This window comes from Porphyromonas sp. HMSC077F02, assembly GCF_001815465.1.
In the GTDB taxonomy this organism is placed as follows: Bacteria; Bacteroidota; Bacteroidia; order Bacteroidales; family Porphyromonadaceae; genus Porphyromonas_A; species Porphyromonas_A somerae.
In genome coordinates this window covers 314-16,727 of sequence record NZ_KV820667.1, presented here as the reverse complement: position 1 = coordinate 16,727, position 16,414 = coordinate 314, and the positions used below count along the sequence as shown (strand labels likewise).

Annotated in this window: 10 protein-coding genes, 1 tRNA gene and 1 pseudogene; all 12 read right to left on the bottom strand. The window is 49.5% G+C overall.

The features are described 5' to 3' along the window. Positions 1-100: 100 nt before the first annotated feature. The 12 genes and pseudogenes from pckA to HMPREF3027_RS04450 all read right to left on the bottom strand — a co-directional run bounded on the left by pckA (position 101) and on the right by HMPREF3027_RS04450 (position 16,091). The gene (gene pckA / locus HMPREF3027_RS04505; RefSeq protein ID WP_070707275.1) at positions 101-1,711 is read right to left on the bottom strand and encodes a phosphoenolpyruvate carboxykinase (ATP); all 1,611 of its coding nucleotides are present in this window, start codon (positions 1,709-1,711) and stop codon (positions 101-103) included. Positions 1,712-1,826: 115 nt separating this feature from the next. Continuing rightward, a complete protein-coding gene (locus tag HMPREF3027_RS04500) occupies positions 1,827-3,464 on the bottom strand; it encodes an alpha-amylase family glycosyl hydrolase (RefSeq protein WP_070707274.1) in 1,638 nt (545 codons plus the stop codon). Between the two features lie 3 nt (positions 3,465-3,467). Next, positions 3,468-4,487: a M28 family peptidase gene (locus HMPREF3027_RS04495; protein ID WP_083317509.1), complete on the bottom strand. Its 1,020-nt coding sequence runs from the start codon at positions 4,485-4,487 to the stop codon at positions 3,468-3,470. 23 nt (positions 4,488-4,510) lie between these two features. Next, complete coding sequence (locus HMPREF3027_RS04490; protein ID WP_083317508.1) at positions 4,511-5,740, bottom strand: M16 family metallopeptidase; 1,230 nt, start codon at positions 5,738-5,740, stop codon at positions 4,511-4,513. 846 nt (positions 5,741-6,586) lie between these two features. Next, the gene (locus HMPREF3027_RS04485) at positions 6,587-8,632 is read right to left on the bottom strand and encodes a M13 family metallopeptidase (RefSeq protein WP_070707272.1); all 2,046 of its coding nucleotides are present in this window, start codon (positions 8,630-8,632) and stop codon (positions 6,587-6,589) included. A gap of 60 nt (positions 8,633-8,692) precedes the next feature. Then, positions 8,693-9,061 (bottom strand): annotated as a pseudogene (locus HMPREF3027_RS04480) (DMT family protein). Positions 9,062-9,150: 89 nt separating this feature from the next. Further along, positions 9,151-10,128, bottom strand: a complete 978-nt coding sequence (locus HMPREF3027_RS04475; RefSeq protein ID WP_070707271.1) for an NAD(P)-dependent oxidoreductase — start codon at positions 10,126-10,128, stop codon at positions 9,151-9,153. Between the two features lie 23 nt (positions 10,129-10,151). Beyond that, positions 10,152-12,974: a putative LPS assembly protein LptD gene (locus HMPREF3027_RS04470; protein WP_070707270.1), complete on the bottom strand. Its 2,823-nt coding sequence runs from the start codon at positions 12,972-12,974 to the stop codon at positions 10,152-10,154. Positions 12,975-13,065: 91 nt separating this feature from the next. After that, positions 13,066-14,601 (bottom strand): NAD(P)H-hydrate dehydratase, encoded by a 1,536-nt coding sequence (locus HMPREF3027_RS04465; RefSeq protein WP_070707269.1) that lies wholly within the window; start codon positions 14,599-14,601, stop codon positions 13,066-13,068. Positions 14,602-14,627: 26 nt separating this feature from the next. Then, positions 14,628-15,635 (bottom strand): lactate/malate family dehydrogenase, encoded by a 1,008-nt coding sequence (locus tag HMPREF3027_RS04460; RefSeq protein WP_070707268.1) that lies wholly within the window; start codon positions 15,633-15,635, stop codon positions 14,628-14,630. A 123-nt stretch (positions 15,636-15,758) separates the two neighbouring features. After that, positions 15,759-15,950, bottom strand: a complete 192-nt coding sequence (locus HMPREF3027_RS04455) for a hypothetical protein (RefSeq protein ID WP_070707267.1) — start codon at positions 15,948-15,950, stop codon at positions 15,759-15,761. 67 nt (positions 15,951-16,017) lie between these two features. Further along, positions 16,018-16,091 (bottom strand) — tRNA-Arg (locus HMPREF3027_RS04450). Positions 16,092-16,414 lie beyond the last annotated feature (323 nt).

Below are 16,414 nucleotides of genomic sequence, written 5' to 3'. Positions count from 1 at the left end.
CTTCCACCACAGATGTATGACATGCCCGTCATACATACTAAAAGAGTGGGTAGATCATTATTGACCTACCCACTCTTTTAGTATGTAATGTATTTAGCTATTAAAGCTTTGGACCAGCAACTACGAGTGCCTTACCCTCGGCCTTACCAGTGAACTTCTCAAAGTTCTTGATGAAGCGCTTAGATAGATCCTGAGCCTTCTCATCCCACTCAGCAGGATTAGCATATGTATCACGAGGATCAAGGATCGCTGGGTCTACGCCAGGCAATGCTAGAGGTACACGGAACCCGAAGTATGGGATCTCCTTAGTCTCAGCCTTATCGATAGAACCATCGAGGATCGCATCAATGATACCACGGGTATCCTTGATAGAGATACGCTTGCCAGTACCATTCCACCCAGTATTCACTAGATAAGCCTTAGCACCATGCGCCTCCATCTTCTTCACTAGCTCCTCGGCATACTTAGTAGGATGCAGTGACAAGAATGCGGCACCGAAGCAAGCTGAGAAGGTAGGTGTTGGCTCGGTAATACCACGCTCTGTACCAGCTAGCTTAGCGGTAAATCCACTGAGGAAGTAGTACTTAGTCTGCTCTGGGGTTAGGATAGATACTGGAGGCAGTACTCCGAAGGCATCAGCCGATAGGAAGATCACCTTATTGGCGTGACCTGCCTTAGAGACAGGCTTCACGATATTCTCGATGTGATAGATAGGATAAGAGACACGAGTATTCTCAGTCACCGACTTATCAGCGAAGTCGATCTTACCATTCTTATCGAGCGTTACATTCTCCAAAAGAGCATCTCTACGGATAGCATTGTAGATATCTGGCTCGCTCTCCTTGCTTAGGTTGATCACCTTAGCATAGCAACCGCCCTCAAAGTTGAAGATACCATCATCGTCCCATCCGTGCTCATCATCACCGATTAGCTTACGCTTAGGATCGGTAGAGAGAGTGGTCTTACCTGTTCCAGAAAGTCCGAAGAAGATAGCAGTCTCCTTACCATCCATACTGGTATTAGCAGAGCAGTGCATAGAGGCCATGCCCTTGAGAGGAAGGCGATAGTTCATGTAAGAGAACATACCCTTCTTCATCTCACCACCGTACCAGGTATTAATGATCACCTGTACCTTTTCGGTAAGGTTGAATACCACAGCGGTCTCGCTATTCAGTCCCAGCTCCTTGTAGTTCTCCACCTTGGCCTTAGAAGCGTTGAGGATAAGGAAATCGGGCTCACCAAAGTTCTCCAGCTCCTCCTTAGTAGGACGGATAAACATATTGGTCACGAAGTGAGCTTGCCAAGCCACCTCCATTACAAAGCGTAGCTTGAGGCGAGTATTCTCATTGGCACCCACAAAAGCATCCACTACAAAAAGGCGCTTATTAGAGAGCTGATCGGTAGCAATCTTCTTGATGATTGGCCAGTGTTCCTCCTTAACTGGCTTATTATCGTTTTTGTACTCCTCGGAAGTCCACCAAACGGTATCACGAGAGGTGTCATCGAGGACGAAAAACTTATCCTTAGGACTACGACCAGTGTAGACACCAGTCATCACATTCACAGCACCCAGCTCGGATACTTGTCCTTTTTCATAACCTTCTAGGTCAGGGCGCGTCTCTTCTTCAAACAGTTGTTCATACGTGGGATTATAAATAATCTCAGTAGCTCCGGCGATACCATACTTGGTTAAGTCAATGTTTTTTGCCATGCTTCTAAATCTTTAATATATTGGTTAATTGGAAATAACGTTCTACGTCTCACTCACTACAGCAAAGGTAATAAATAAAGTGACTACCCACAAAGAATTAGGAATTATTTCTTTATTATTTCCGATTGCTTGAGAAAAGGTGTACCGTCACCCCGTATGCTGGCACCTCCATTTGGTAAGGCTGATCGGGCAAAAGACGCGCAAAAGTCTCGCCATCAACGGGCCACTGAGTTACCCTAGCAACCTCCGAAGATAGGCTAAGTACCTCAAAAGCATGAGGCGGGATAGCCACTTCTACCGTCTGTGGTTCGCCGTGAAAGTTGACCACCACCAATGCAGACTCCTCTCCGTAGGCACGCATAAAGGCATGAAGCCCACGATTGGCAAAATGGGGTTGGTAGTAATTGAGGTCATAAAAGGTGCCCTCGGCAAAGAGTGGTCTTTGAGCCAGCTCTAGTAGCGATTGGTAGCGTGTCCTCAATGGAGACTTCATCTTGCCCTCGCTGAGTAGCCACTCACGGATAGTGGAAAGGCTCCAGTAATCAAAGATAGTCGTACGACCATCTCTGCCCGAGAAGCCCTCCTCATCCATTCCCCGCTCCCCTAGCTCCTGACCGAAGTAGGTCATCAAGGGGTTACCATCGACTAGGGCGGTCACCGCCATAGCTGGGAAAGCTTTCTCACCGTCACCCACCACAAAGTCCGAAGCAAGTCGCACTTCGTCGTGATTTTCCATAAACCTTAGAAGTCGATGATTCACACGCTCCTGAGACTGCAATAGCCCTCCGATATCATTTGTTGATGCCTGTCCCTTGAGAAGTGCTATCAAGAGGTCATACAGCCCCACCTTATCATAGAGGTAATCAAAGCCCGCCAGTACGAACTCCTCATACCGCTCCGGCTGATACACCTCGGCAATCATCAGTAGCTCGGGATAGGCTGTTTTGAGCTTCTGAATACACCATTGCCAAAAGGGCACCGGAACTAGCTCCGCCATATCGCACCTAAAGCCATCCACCCCTTTCGCTGTCCAATAATTAAGGATATCGAGCATCTTATTCCAGGTATCGGGCACAGGATCGTAATGGGTACTCCAATCTCCAGCCAGGTCAATACCATAATTGAGTTTGATCGTCTCGTACCAATCACTGGGTGTAGGGTGGCTAGTAAACTGGTCATTACCTGTCGCCTTGGCTGGTGTTTCGGTATAAACCTCATCGCCACTCACTAGGGTCAGCGTCTCCTCAGGCAGATAGTAGAAATTATTATTTGGGGCAAAGGGCACTGAGGTATCATCCTCCTCCCCAAAATCCTTTACGTAGCTAGGCTTGGCATCGGAGGCATATTCCCGAGAGAGGTGGTTGGGGACAAAGTCAATAATCACCTTTAGCCCCGCAGCGTGAGTTCGCTCGATCAGAGCTTCAAACTCCTCCATACGCTGCTCCACATCCACTGCAAGGGCTGGTGCCACATCGTAGTAGTCGCGGATAGCATAGGGCGAGCCGGCCTCTCCCTTCACAATCGCTGGGTGGTTGGCTGGTATATTGGTGCCAAAAGCACTCTTGGTAGCGTGCTCTAGCACACCGGTGTACCATATATATGTACAACCGAGCTCTTTTATCTCTTGAAGACGCTCAGGGGTAAAGTCCTCAAACTTTCCCGAACCATTGGTCTCAAGGGTACCCGCTTTTTGATTCGTAGCATTGAGATTGCCATAAAGTCGTGGCAATACTTGGTAGATAGATATTCTCATCTCCTATTGTGCGTTGTGGTCGTAATCCATTAATACCTGCCAAACAGTCTCCCCTACCGCTTGCAGCGTCTCCTTACTGATGATATCCAGATTGTCGTTGTGGGTATGCCAATAATCGCCAAACTCCTCATCGTAATTGATGATATCGACACAAGGAATGCGAAGGTTGCGAATCACAAAGAAGTGGTCGTCGGTAATCGCACCGCCCATCTTATTCTGAAAATAGGCGCCGTGACCGAGCTCCTCGGCCACCTCCCATATCTTAGTAACGAATTGACCGGCCGACTCCTGTGAGAAGTACTCCCGCTTGAAGATCGCATTCTTAGCCCCAACCATATCAAGGAGAATTCCGAACTCCGCTTTATACCCCTCTTTATGTAGGTTTTTGGTCCAATACTGAGTGCCTAGAGCCCACGTATCTTCCGAATTGACCTGATACTGCGTTTCCCACGCAGGCAAACCGTAGTCCTCAGCATCGAAAAACATCAAGTCAACCCCGTAATTCTCCAGACCCTCAGTGGCAAGTAGACGTGCCAACTCCAGCATCACGCCAGGACCACTGGCCCCATCATCAGCACCCAAAATGGGCACCTCACGCATCATAGGATTGGGGTCGTTATCGGCAAAAGGACGGGTATCCCAGTGGGCGAAAAGCATAATTCTCCGCTCCCGCTCGGGGTGGTACGACCCGATGATATTGACGCACTCCAACTTGGTGCCATCGTAGGCAGTAAGCGACATCTCCTGTCGCGTCACCTCCAGCCCCAGTTGCTCAAGTTCTCCGACAATATAATTGGCGGTAGCCCTATGGGCTTCGGTGTTCGGCACACGAGGGCCAAAGGCAAGTTGCTGTGCAATATGGGCATACGCCTTTTCAGCGACAAAAGGAGAAGGGGGCAACTCTCTCGCCACCTTAGTCTGCTCAGACTGCCCACTATTTTTACCACTTTTATCACAAGAGGAAGCGGAGAGTACCAGCCCTACCACTGCCATCGTAAGTATCAAGAATCTATTCATCATCATTCAATTTATTGGAGATTGCCCACCTACTTACCTTGGTAGATGAGACGTGAAATATTATCTTTTGCAAATAAGGATTGTGCCACACGCATCAGCGACTCAATCGTCACCCCATCTAAGCGATGGAAGAACTCCTCGAGGGGGTGGTAGCACCCTTTCAGCAAGAGCTGACGACCAAAGGCTAGGAACTGCGACTCACTCTGCTCCGTGGACATCGTTGCCTGCCCTTTGATCTGCTTCACCCAGGCACGTAGAGCGGTGGGGGTTAGAGGGACTTCCTGAAGCTTTTCCAACTCCTTAAGCACCTGCTCAAGGGCTCTCTCTGCATTCAAAGGGTCGCAACCGAAGTAGATCTGCCACCAACCGATATCAGGGATGGTGGTCAATGACGACTCCACGCTATAGACCCAGCCACGGTGCTCCCGCAGTTGTACCACTAGCCGACTATTCATTCCCGGACCCGCCAATAGGTTGAGGAGTAGTGTCGCTTCGGTCCGATCCAAATCGGACAAAGTGGGTGCCACACCCCCTATCAGCACGTGAGCTTGGTGGGTATCGCTCTCCTGTAGGAGATTGAATTGGGTAGCTCGAGGAGACGCCATCGGCGATGCCGTGGGAGCTACCTCAAAAGGCTCTCCAAGCAATTGAGTGGTTAGCTCCGTAAACCGCTGCTCCGTCACCTGCCCCATACAGAAAAAGAGCATCCGACTAGGGGTAAACGCCTTGCGCACATACTCCAAGCAGTCTTCACGGCTCATCCTATCTAGGCTCTCTTCATTACCAAGAATGGGATGCGATAGCTCGTAATCCTCAAAGAACTTCTCCTCAAAATGATCAAAGATAAGATCCGAAGGGGTGTCTCGGTAAAGGCTGATCTCCTCCTTCACCACTTCTCGCTCCTTCTCCAGCTCCACCTCGGGGAAAGAGGCGTGGCGAATCAAGTCATTCAGGAGCTCCATACTCCGACGAAGCTCCTTTTTAGGTGCCGCCGTATAGACAAAGGTGGTCTCCTTAGTGGTATAGGCATTGAGTTCACCACCCACCAACTCCATACGATTGATGATGTGCCACGCATGCCGACGCTCAGTGCCCTTAAAGATCGTATGCTCCACAAAGTGAGCCAACCCTGGGAGATGCTCAGGATCGTGCCGACTACCCGAGTGGATCGCAAAACCACAGTAGACCACGTTGCTCCGGGTCGGTAGCAAGGCGACCCTCAAGCCATTCTCCAGTTGATTCTCTATATATCCTTTCAAAATATCACTCCAACTACTCCTCCCCTATAATCTATCGCAAACTTACCCATTTTTCAAGACTGTTGCACTACGATGATTAGTGCCCGACCCACCAGCGAACGTATGGAGGGTGCATTTCATAAAGAGGTTTCAGGAAGCATTTTGCACATTAAATTTGGGTGAAATGTAGGCTGTTGAAAGCGCCCTTGTAAACCATTGAAAACCAAGGATATATTTTGGCGTTTTCCGAGTTGCAACTAAGCAATCGGTTAGTTGCAACTAAGCATTTGCTTTGTTGCAACTCGGCAAATGCTTAGTTGCAACTCAGTTTTTGCTCTCCTTATGACTGACCCAACCTTGCAAAAGAGAAGAGCATAAAAAAGGACTGCTGCTCGGTGTCAATCTATATCATATGACACTCTTAATAATGTATTTGATTCGCAAAGTCCTAGATCAAGTTGTCCGACCTCCCACGAGGGGAGGTCGTAGGGATTGGGAGGAGATGACCGTATTCCCCTGGTCGTTCGGGCTATGCCCTCCGACCGAGGGGCTAGGATCCGTCCGACCGCAAGCGGTCGTTTTCATCTTCCAAAACTGATGATAATATGTCGTGTAATTACTAATGACCTCCCCTCGTGGGAGGTCAGACGGATCCTAGCCCCCTGTCGGAGGGGCGAAAGCCCCGAACGACTGGGGGATTATGAAGCCACCCCCACCCTACGACCCCTTGTGGGTCGGACTAATCTTTACCATTGACAAAGTGGACTATCTGCTTTGGTGCAACAGTAGCATAAAAAGAGATGGGGTGTGTTGAAGCCGAAGCTCCGACACACCCCATCAATTATTATGATGATTGACAAAAGTCGTTTACCAAACAATCACACGCTCCTCAGGTGACATCCACATAGCATCACCCTCCTTGATATCAAAGGCCTCGTAGAAAGCAGGGATATTCTTGAGTGTTTGATTAACTCTTAGCATACCCAAGCTATGAACATCTACCTTGGTGAGGCGCACCTCCTCCTCAGGAGTGATATTTTGTCCCCAAAGACGTGCATAACCGATAAAGAATCTCTGAGCCATGGTGAAGTTGTCAATAACAGGATACTCCTGACCATTTGTTGCCTCTTGTAGAGCATCAAAGGCCACTAGCACACCACCTTGGTCGGCAATATTCTCGCCTAGAGTAAGGTGACCATCGGCCATAAGACCCTCACGGATCTGTACCTTATCGAACTGTGCTGCTAGCTTCTCAGTAGCTTCCTTAAAGGTCTTAGCATCCTCCTCAGTCCACCAATTGATCATATTACCATTGGCATCGTACTGACTACCTTGGTCGTCGAATCCGTGAGTCATCTCGTGACCAATCACCACACCGATACCACCATAGTTAACCGCGTCATCGGCATTGAGATTGAAGAATGGAGGCTGCAGGATACCTGCTGGGAAGCAGATCTCATTAGTGGTAGGATTGTAGTAGGCATTCACCTCGTGAGCATTCATCAACCAGCGATTCACATCTACTGGCTTACCAAGATCCTCAAGGTTACGATTGACTTCAAAGAGTGAGATAGCCCTCATATAGTCATAAAGGGAGTTCTCTACTAGCTCAAGGTTTTCATAAGTCCACCACTTATCAGGATAGCCCACCTTTACGATAAAGGTATTGAGCTTCTCGTGTGCCTTCGCCTTGGTATCCTCGCTCATCCAAGCAAGGTTATCGATACGCTTACCTAGAGCCAAGATAAGGTTGTCCACCAATTGAGTCATCCGCTCCTTTGCCTCAGCTGGGAAGTGCTTAGCCACATATTTCTGACCAATCACATCGCCCATGCAGCTATTGACACGTGCCACAGCGGTCTGCCAAAGAGGCTTTTGCTCGGTGACACCAGTCATAGAAGTGCTATGGAAAGCAAATGAAGCATCGCGGAAGTCCTTGCTTAGGTAGTTGGCAGCATCATCTAGGATACGCGCCTTAATGAGGTGCTTCATTGCGTCGAGCGAAGTGGTTTCAAACCACTTATCAAAGCGGTGGAAGTAATCCTTCTGGGCCACATTGAGCTCCTTTGCCTCGGCCAAACCGGTACGACCCTCGAAATAACGTTGGTATGGGAATTTGAAGCTCTTGTAGAACTCCTCCATACTCATCTTATTGTAATTTCTCTGCGAATCTCTCCTCTCCAGCATAGTGTAGACAATCTTGGAGAGGCTCTTCTCAGTATTATAAACCTCCTCAGCCAAAGCAGTCGCCTCCGTCTCATCGGTACCAGTAAGCGTGAATAGCTTAGCGATATAAGTGCGGTAGTCGGCCTGCTGCTTAGCAAAGTCAGCCTGCTCGCCATAGTAATCAGGCACACCCATGATCAGGCTAGGCTGGAAGAGCTGGAGCAGGTTGTTCTTGCTATCCTTCTCATCGGCCATTATATAGGTAACAAAGAAGTGAGAGTCGCCATAGTTGCCACTCTTAGAGAGGTAATCTACCAACTCATCCTTAGTCGTTATGGCATCCACCTCACCAAGATATGGGAGCACTGGATTGGCACCATCTTTATCAAGTTTCAGAGTATCTAAGCTCATCTCATAGAGCTTATACGCCTTCTCCTCATCACTTCCTGCGGTAGCCCCCTCATTCATCTCCTCAAGGATCTCCTTGGTATCGGCAAGGGCATTGATACGCAGTTGGTCAAAGCTACCAAAGCGGGCATAGCCAGCTGGCAGTGGGTGGTTTTTGATCCAGTTGCCATTGACATACTTGTAGAAGTCTTCTGAAGGTTTGATCGTAGTGTCTAGGGCGGTGAGATCAATTGCTGGGACGCTCTCGGTGCTCTCTTCCTTGCTCTGCTTATCGCTGCAAGAGCCTAAGCCAAGTACCATGGAGGCGAGTGCAAAAGTCATAATAGTTTCCTTTTTCATTTCTCTATTGTTGTTATTAGAAATATAGTTATTCGGTTCTGCAAATGTACACAATTGCGGTTACTTAAATACAAAATAGACCGCTAGGATTAGGCAAATAAAGGCTGCAAGATGATTCCACTGCAGGCTCTCCCCTCTAAAGAAAAGCACCGAGAAGAGGGTAAAGACGGTAATCGATATCACCTCCTGTATCACCTTCAGCTGCATCAAAGAGAAGGCTCCGCCATTCCCCACATAACCCATACGATTGGCTGGCACCTGAAACATATACTCAAATAGCGCCAAGCCCCAACTGAGGAGTATCACCACATAGAGCGGTGTGGCATCAGTGAATACCTTCATCTGTTGTAGCTTGAGGTGTCCGTACTACGCGAAGGTCATAAAGATATTAGAGACTACAAGGAGTCCGATCGTTAGCCAGCCATTCATAAGTCTGCAATAGTATCAATGTAAGAAGCCCTCAATACAACCCCCTTTGTAGGGTCCATTGAGGGCCTCTTATAATTAGTATATCATCTTTATATCCGTACAATAGCAATGGGTCGGTCTTGGAGCAAGAAGCCAAGAACATTATTGGTAAACTCCTCGGCCATTGCCACACGTGCCTCAACGGTCTGGGTACCCACGTGTGGGGTCATCACCACATTCTCCATATCGTATAGCTCATCGAGCGGATTATCGTCATGCTCAAAGACATCGAGCGCCGCACCTGCGATGGTACCATTCTTGAGTGCCGACACAAGTGCTGCTTCGTCGACTACCTTTCCACGGGCGGTATTGACGAGGATGGCAGAGGGCTTCATCGTCCCAAGGCTCTTCTCATTGATCAGGTGGTGCGAATCTTCATTGTAAGGGGTATGCAGAGAGATGATATCGCACTCCCGCAATAGTTGGTCAAGTGGTGAGTAGGTCACGCCTTCCTTTTGAGCCTCTTCATCAGAGAGCTTGTGGCGTTTGTAGTAGAAAATCTCCGCACCCATTGCCTTGAGGATACGTCCAACGGCACGGCCGATATTGCCGTAGCCCACGATGCCCACCTTTTTACGATAGATATCTGTGCCCATACCATCACTAAGCGAACCCTTAGCACTAGAGCGCTGGCGACGCATGGTGTGGTCCCAAATCGCAATTCTACGGGTGAGCCCCAGGAGAAGTGCCACCGCCAACTCTGCCGTTGGCTGTATCACTGCCTGTGGGGTATTGCACACAGTGATTCCTTTGCTATTGGCATACGCCACATCGATATTATTAAAGCCCACAGCGTAATTGGCGATCAGCTTCAGGTTGGGGAAATAGTCAATCACCTCCTTAGTCACGGGAATGGTAAATTCACTCCCTAGGATCGTAGCATCCTTGGGAAGCCCTTCGAGCTTCTTAGGGTCAAACTTCTCCCCCTTGGGTAAAGTTACCACCTCCACCTGCTCCTCCAGTGCTTCAAATCCTCTCGCCACGCTAGGGTGGAATAGGAACAATAGTTTTTCTTTGTTTTGTGCCATAATGTATCTTTAATTATATAAGGTTAATACCACTGTGATGTGGCTCTATAATTGGGTTGGCTACTCTTGCGGTAGCGAAGGTCATGCAGTAACTGGCTATTGACACCTATCGTAAAGTTGTACGACTTAAATGGTCCAATAGGGATGAAGCTTGCCGACATACTCCAGCAGTGTAGGTCTCGAGTGACATTGCAGGTCATATTGGTGATCCGCTTCTCATCGAAGTTGTAGTTAGCGGAGAAGTTGAATCGCCAATTGCGGGTCGGTGAAAACTGACCGCTGAAGCTCAAGTCGTGCCTCCATTGATAACCAAACTCTTTCTTGGCAGGGATAAACTCTCCCGTCCCGAGCGAAAGGTTGTAATTGAAGCTCAGACTCCAATCCATCCGATTCTTGAGGTAGCCATTGTAGTCAAACTCCTCTTGCGAGCCACTTTTGCCGCCCATAAGAGAGCCACCGCCTTCCTCTCCTCTAGGCGAAGTAGGGGGCTGGTCAGGAGGGTCGTTGGACGAACCATCATCATCACCATCATTCTCTGTCTTTTTCTTTGAGAAGAGATTGGTAATCTTTTTTATCGTCTCCCGATTAAAGGTGTAGGAGAAAGAGGTACTCGTTCCCTTAAAGTGCCCTATTCCCTTACCATTGAGCACCCTCAGCTTATCCACTCGGTAGGGGATAATTCGACCATCATGCTCGTGATAATCCCACAGATAAAGGTCAAAAGCGCCCCCTAGTCGGAGGGTAAAACTCTGTGATAGCCTCAGAGAGATAGAAGCCGATAGGTCGCTCCATTGAAAGGAGTCGGCCGCTAGATTGTAGCTTGTGGAGAGGTTTAGCGACTCGATCAGACTGATCTTTTTGAACTCCGTAGAGTCCTTCTTAATTTTCGCCTCCAAGTTATTGGCAAGTGACAGCCCTATGCTTCCACTCTTACCTCGCCCCGGCACGCCAAAGAGCTGCCCCTCATAGGGGGATACAAACCGCTCCTCCTTCCGTCCGTCGGGCGTGATGTATCGGAGATGCTCCCAATAGCCCCATCTAGGATCGCCAAAGTCGGGGCGGTAGTTAATAGAAATCGAGGGCTCCATACGGTGCCGAATCATATCCACCTTGTCACCTAGAAATGGCAGTGGCTTCCAAAAGCCATATACCGTGGTGGAGAGAGCGAGTGAAGCACTAAAGTCAAATACCCTATTAAAGCCATAAGTGGTATCTGTGGGCACCACCTTATTGAGAGCTGGGTCGTAGGCGTGGGCAACCCTCGAGGAGTACCACCGCTCCGTATAATTTAGGGAGGGGGTCACCTTGATATAATTGAATAGATCAAAAGAGGCACTCACAGGGATAGAGTGGCTCATACCATTTTGCCAGTCCCGAATCAGGTTTTTCTTAAAGAACTCATCCTCCTTCGACTGCACCGAGTTACGCAACTGCCCCGAGTAAGAGAGCGAAATCTTTTCATACCACCGTTCCTTACCCACCTGCTGCTTACGCTTAAATGGGTAGATACGGCTCATCGTGATAGAGAGGTTGGGGAGCGTCACCGAGAGCGTCTTATCGCGCGACCTTTGATTGATATCCATAGAGCCCGATATACTCCACGGGCTATTGGGGAAGCGTTGGTTGAAACTGATGCTAGAGCTCTTGGTATTCTCTCCCAACACCGCTTGATTGTAAAGCCCATCAAGGTTATTGTGATTGTACGAACTGGTAGAGAAATTGACATTGGCCGAGAAGCTTCGATATGGATTGGCCTTAGCATCCTGCTGGTGGCTCCACTGAATGCGGAAGTCACTTGACTTACTGTAGTCGCCTGCGATCTTATCCCCTCGCTTGGTCACAATGTAGCTCGCATTGATACTTCCGCTATACCGATACCGTTTGCGGTAGGTCGATTGCGCCTGCACCCCCCACGACCCCTTGGTGTAGATATCTCCCGTCAGCTGAAGGTCTACATAATCATTGATCGCAAAGTAATACCCGCCATTGCGTAGGTAAAAGCCACGATCCATCTCATCGCCATAAGTAGGCATTATTAGGCCCGAAGAGCGTGAGGTGGTAAAAGGGAAGAAAGCAAAGGGCAAGCCAATAGGCAGTGGCACATCGGCGATCACCAGATAAAGAGGACCCGAAACCAAATCCTTTCCAGGGCGCACCTTTGCCTTAGTCAGACTAATATAGAAGTGCGGATGCTCGTGATTATCACAGGTGGTGTACTTCCCATCCATCAGATTGAGCGTACCATTGCCAATCCGCTTCGTCCGATCCGCCGTCACAAAGCCATCGCCCTGCTGCGTCACCACATCGGTGATATAGCCTTGTTGCGTATTGATATTATAATTGATGCTTTTTGCTTCATAGGTCTCCTGCTCATTAGTAATCTTGGCATAGATACGCTCTCTATTGAGCGAGTCGGGATAGTCGATATAGGTAGAGTAGATATTACCGCTATCGATCTGCATCTGCATGAAGTCACCCTGCAACTGCTGACTTTCGTACTTCACCTGACCATTGCCGTACATCCGGAGCAAGTTGCGCTTCGGTAAGATCACAATAGAGTCCTGACTCTCAAAGTCGAGAGGTGCCTTAAGCTGACTGAGGAGTGTGGAATCGGTAGAGAGAGAATCGGCTGGCAGTGAATCTACCACTAGGCTATCCACCACCAAGCTATCTACTGCAAGGCTATCACGAATATTCAGCGTATCCCTTGACTGTAAATAACGTGCTAGGGCATCAATATCCGCCCTACTCCTCCCTGCTTTTGCACCTTGAGAGAGGAGCAGAGAGAAGAGGAAATACCCCACAAAGATAATGAGTATATAGGGAGTGCCCTTACGTCTCACCACAGCGTTACCACAAAATAGCGTCCATACAAGTCCTAAACTCTCACAAAGATAATAAAATGACTTGAATAATCGACCCCTACCTCACCACTAGTCACCTAAAAAGTGCATTGGAGCTATTGCTCGTAAAGCGCTTAAAGGCAATCGGCAAGTACTCTATCAGTCGACCCGCTGTAAGCGAAAGCTCGCAGTAGTCACTGCTATAGCTCTCTGCAGCAAACCCATGGATAAAGGCTCCTGCCACACACGCCTCTAGCTGATGCACCTTTTGTCCCAATAGTGCAAGGATAATACCCGTTAGCACATCACCAGTGCCAGCAGTTGCCAACCCTGGATTGCCCGACATCGTAAAGACCACCTGACCCATCGGCGTAGCAGTAGCCGTATAGGCTCCTTTGAGCAAAATATAGATGCCCAGGCGAGCCGCCTCACGCCGTGCCAACTCTAGTCGCTCGTAGCTATTTCGGGAAGGACCAAAGAGACGATCAAACTCCCCCACATGAGGGGTGAGGATAGAGCCCTTTGGCACCATCTCCAAGAGGCGCCCCTCCTCCTGAGCCAAGAGATATAGGGCATCGGCATCCAGCACCATCGGCTGCGTGTAACCACCCAAGAGTTGCTCTAGCCCTAGCAAGCTCTCTGTACTTCGCCCAAGGCCTGGCCCCACGGCAATCGTGGTATAGTCGGTGAGCGAATAGCTGGTGGAGGAGAAGCTCTCCTCCGATCCGTCTTCACGCACCAATGCCTCAGGCAGAGAGGTATGCAAAATAGCAGCCTGACCCGAAGGCACATGCACCGTCAGATGCCCCGCTCCCGAAGCCATCGCTGCTCTACCAGCCAGCACCGCAGCCCCCATCATCCCCTTAGCGCCTGCTATGAGTAGATCCTTGCCATAGTCATACTTATTGGAGAAGCGCTTACGCAAGGGTAGCACCTGCTCCATCTCCTGCGTACCGAAGTACATATAGGGGGCATTGGACGTACTTTTGGCACTATAAAAACTAGGATAAAGCACCCGCCACTGACCCACATAAGGCTCATTTTCAGGCAAAAGGAGTAGCAGCTTAGGACTATAAAAGGTGTAGGTGACGTCGGCCTTTAATATCTTGGTATAGTCAATAGGCCCCTCCACTTCTTCACTCATACCAGAGGGGATCTCCAGTGCCACCTTGATCGCCTTTATCTGATTGAGGTACTTCGTCACATTATTGAGCGAAGGCATCAGCTCCTGCCCCTGTATTCCATCAATCAGAAGGTCTTGGGGAGCCAGCTCTGGGAGGGCAAAAGCATTGGTCGTCACCTCGGTGAGGTGCGATGAAACTTCCATAAAGGCATCACGCTCATGGGCCACATCGTCGGGCAAAGTACCTTTAGGATTCAGGAGCAATACCTCTACATCATACTGCATGCCCACTAGCGAGGTGGCTACCCTGATCGCCAAAGCCCCCTTTTCGTTGGGCCCAGCAAAGATCACCGCACGGCGAGCAGCATAGAAGTCCTGCTTCAGGCGATTGCATACCGCAATTCCCTTGTGCGCCATCAGCTCCGAGGCATCCTCCCAATCGGTACGCTCTGCCACCAGCTCTGCCTCCATCTCCGCGATCTCTCTCGAGCTATATATCTTTTGCATCTTCTCCCTTTATATATTGTATCATATTATATCATTTCCACCAACTCCTCTTCCCTCTGGAGGAGACACTCCCACTCACTAGGGTCGGGCAGATACCCACCCTTTATCAATTGTTGCCTCATCCTTTCAATCGAAGCAAATGCCCCTTCCAGTGCCGCCCCATCGCGAGCTGTGAGCTTCGTGGGCAGATGGTGGCACCCTTGGCTATCTATCTTGGTGAGAAGCGAACCAAAGGTATGAGGATACCGACGGGAGTGATGATACCTAGCCGTAGGGAGCTCAAAAGGCTCACGGTCCGTGGCCATCAGCATCCGCAATACATGCACCGCTGGGCTTTGATAGGCAGTCTGACCTCTCTGCTTGTAGATAGAGATGCCACCATACCGCACCGCACGCACCAGCTCCACCTCCTCCTCACTGCTGATGCCCATCTCGCTCAGCGAAGTACCATTCACCCGAACTCTATCAAGCATCGGTGCCATTGCTCCATCATGGCTTCCCAAGGTGTAGACATCGCTAAGTACCCTAGGCGGTACCCCCAACCGACGCACCAACGTCCTTCGGAAGCGCTCGGTATCTAGCGACGAAAGGCTCATTACCCGTTCGGGCGACAATCCACTATGCACCAGCAGAGTGAGCCCCATCAGGTCGGAGGGATTGCTCACGCAGACCACCCGCTCCACTTTGTCCCTCACAGCGGAGAGTGCACGCCCACACTCCACTGCAAAGGGAGCATTGCTCAATAGCATCGCCTCGCGAGTGGTAGGACTACTCTGCACACTCTTGGCAAAGAGCAGATATCCCCCCTCCGATACCGCCTCCTCCATCGAGAGGGTGGTATGAATCTCAATTTCTCCGAAGCCCGACTCCTCTATCTCGTCCTTAAGCCCCTGAAGCCGCTCCTCGCTCCCGCCACAAAGCACCAGTCGACGACTGAAACGCTGTAGCAGAGCATAGAATATCAATTCACTAGATAGCCGCCCCGTGGCACCAACCACCACCAACGGACGCTCGGTAAAGTAGCCACCCTTCATCTCGTCGCTCTATTAAGTTACCTCCCTACTAGCTTAGAATAGTGTACAGATAGGACGACCACCCAGCGATTGCATCACCTCTAGGTCGTCATCCTACACTCCTCCAGCTCTGAGAAGTGATGATTACTGATTCTCTTCGGGGAGAGAATTGTACTTTTTATCGAGGAAGATGTGTAGCAAAAAGCCCACAATCACCAGTACAAGACCTATCACCAAACCAGTATTGGTCTGCCCTGTGCCAGCAAAGCCTAGATAAATCAATATAGCGGCGCCAATCACCTCTACCAAAATCCCAAGATAGGTAATCCCCTTCATATACTTCGAATATTGTAAGTTTGTAAGTTCTGTTCGTTTTGTCTGAGCTACATCAGTAGCCCCATCGTGACCCAGAAGGGATTCAAACCCCCGACCTTCAGAACCGGAATCTGACGCTCTATTCAGCTGAGCTACTGGGCCAAAAACACACCGCGTGGAGACAACCACCCCATCGCTAGGTACAAAGGTAGCAAAAGATTTCCATAACTCACTCCTTTGCCTCCTCTTTTTATAGGGAGCACGATAACCACATGGGTCACACTCCATCGTTTCACCCTCTATAGAAACCTCTATACTAGTAGAGTAAAAGTGGAGATGCAACTAAGCAAAAGCTTTCTTGCAACTCGCCGATTGCTTAGTTGCATCTCGGCAAACGCTTTTTGTATGGTATTGAATTTCAACTGGTTCCGAAAGCATCTTCAAGGCCCCATTTTGAGACTGTTGCACGAAGGCGATCTGCTTCG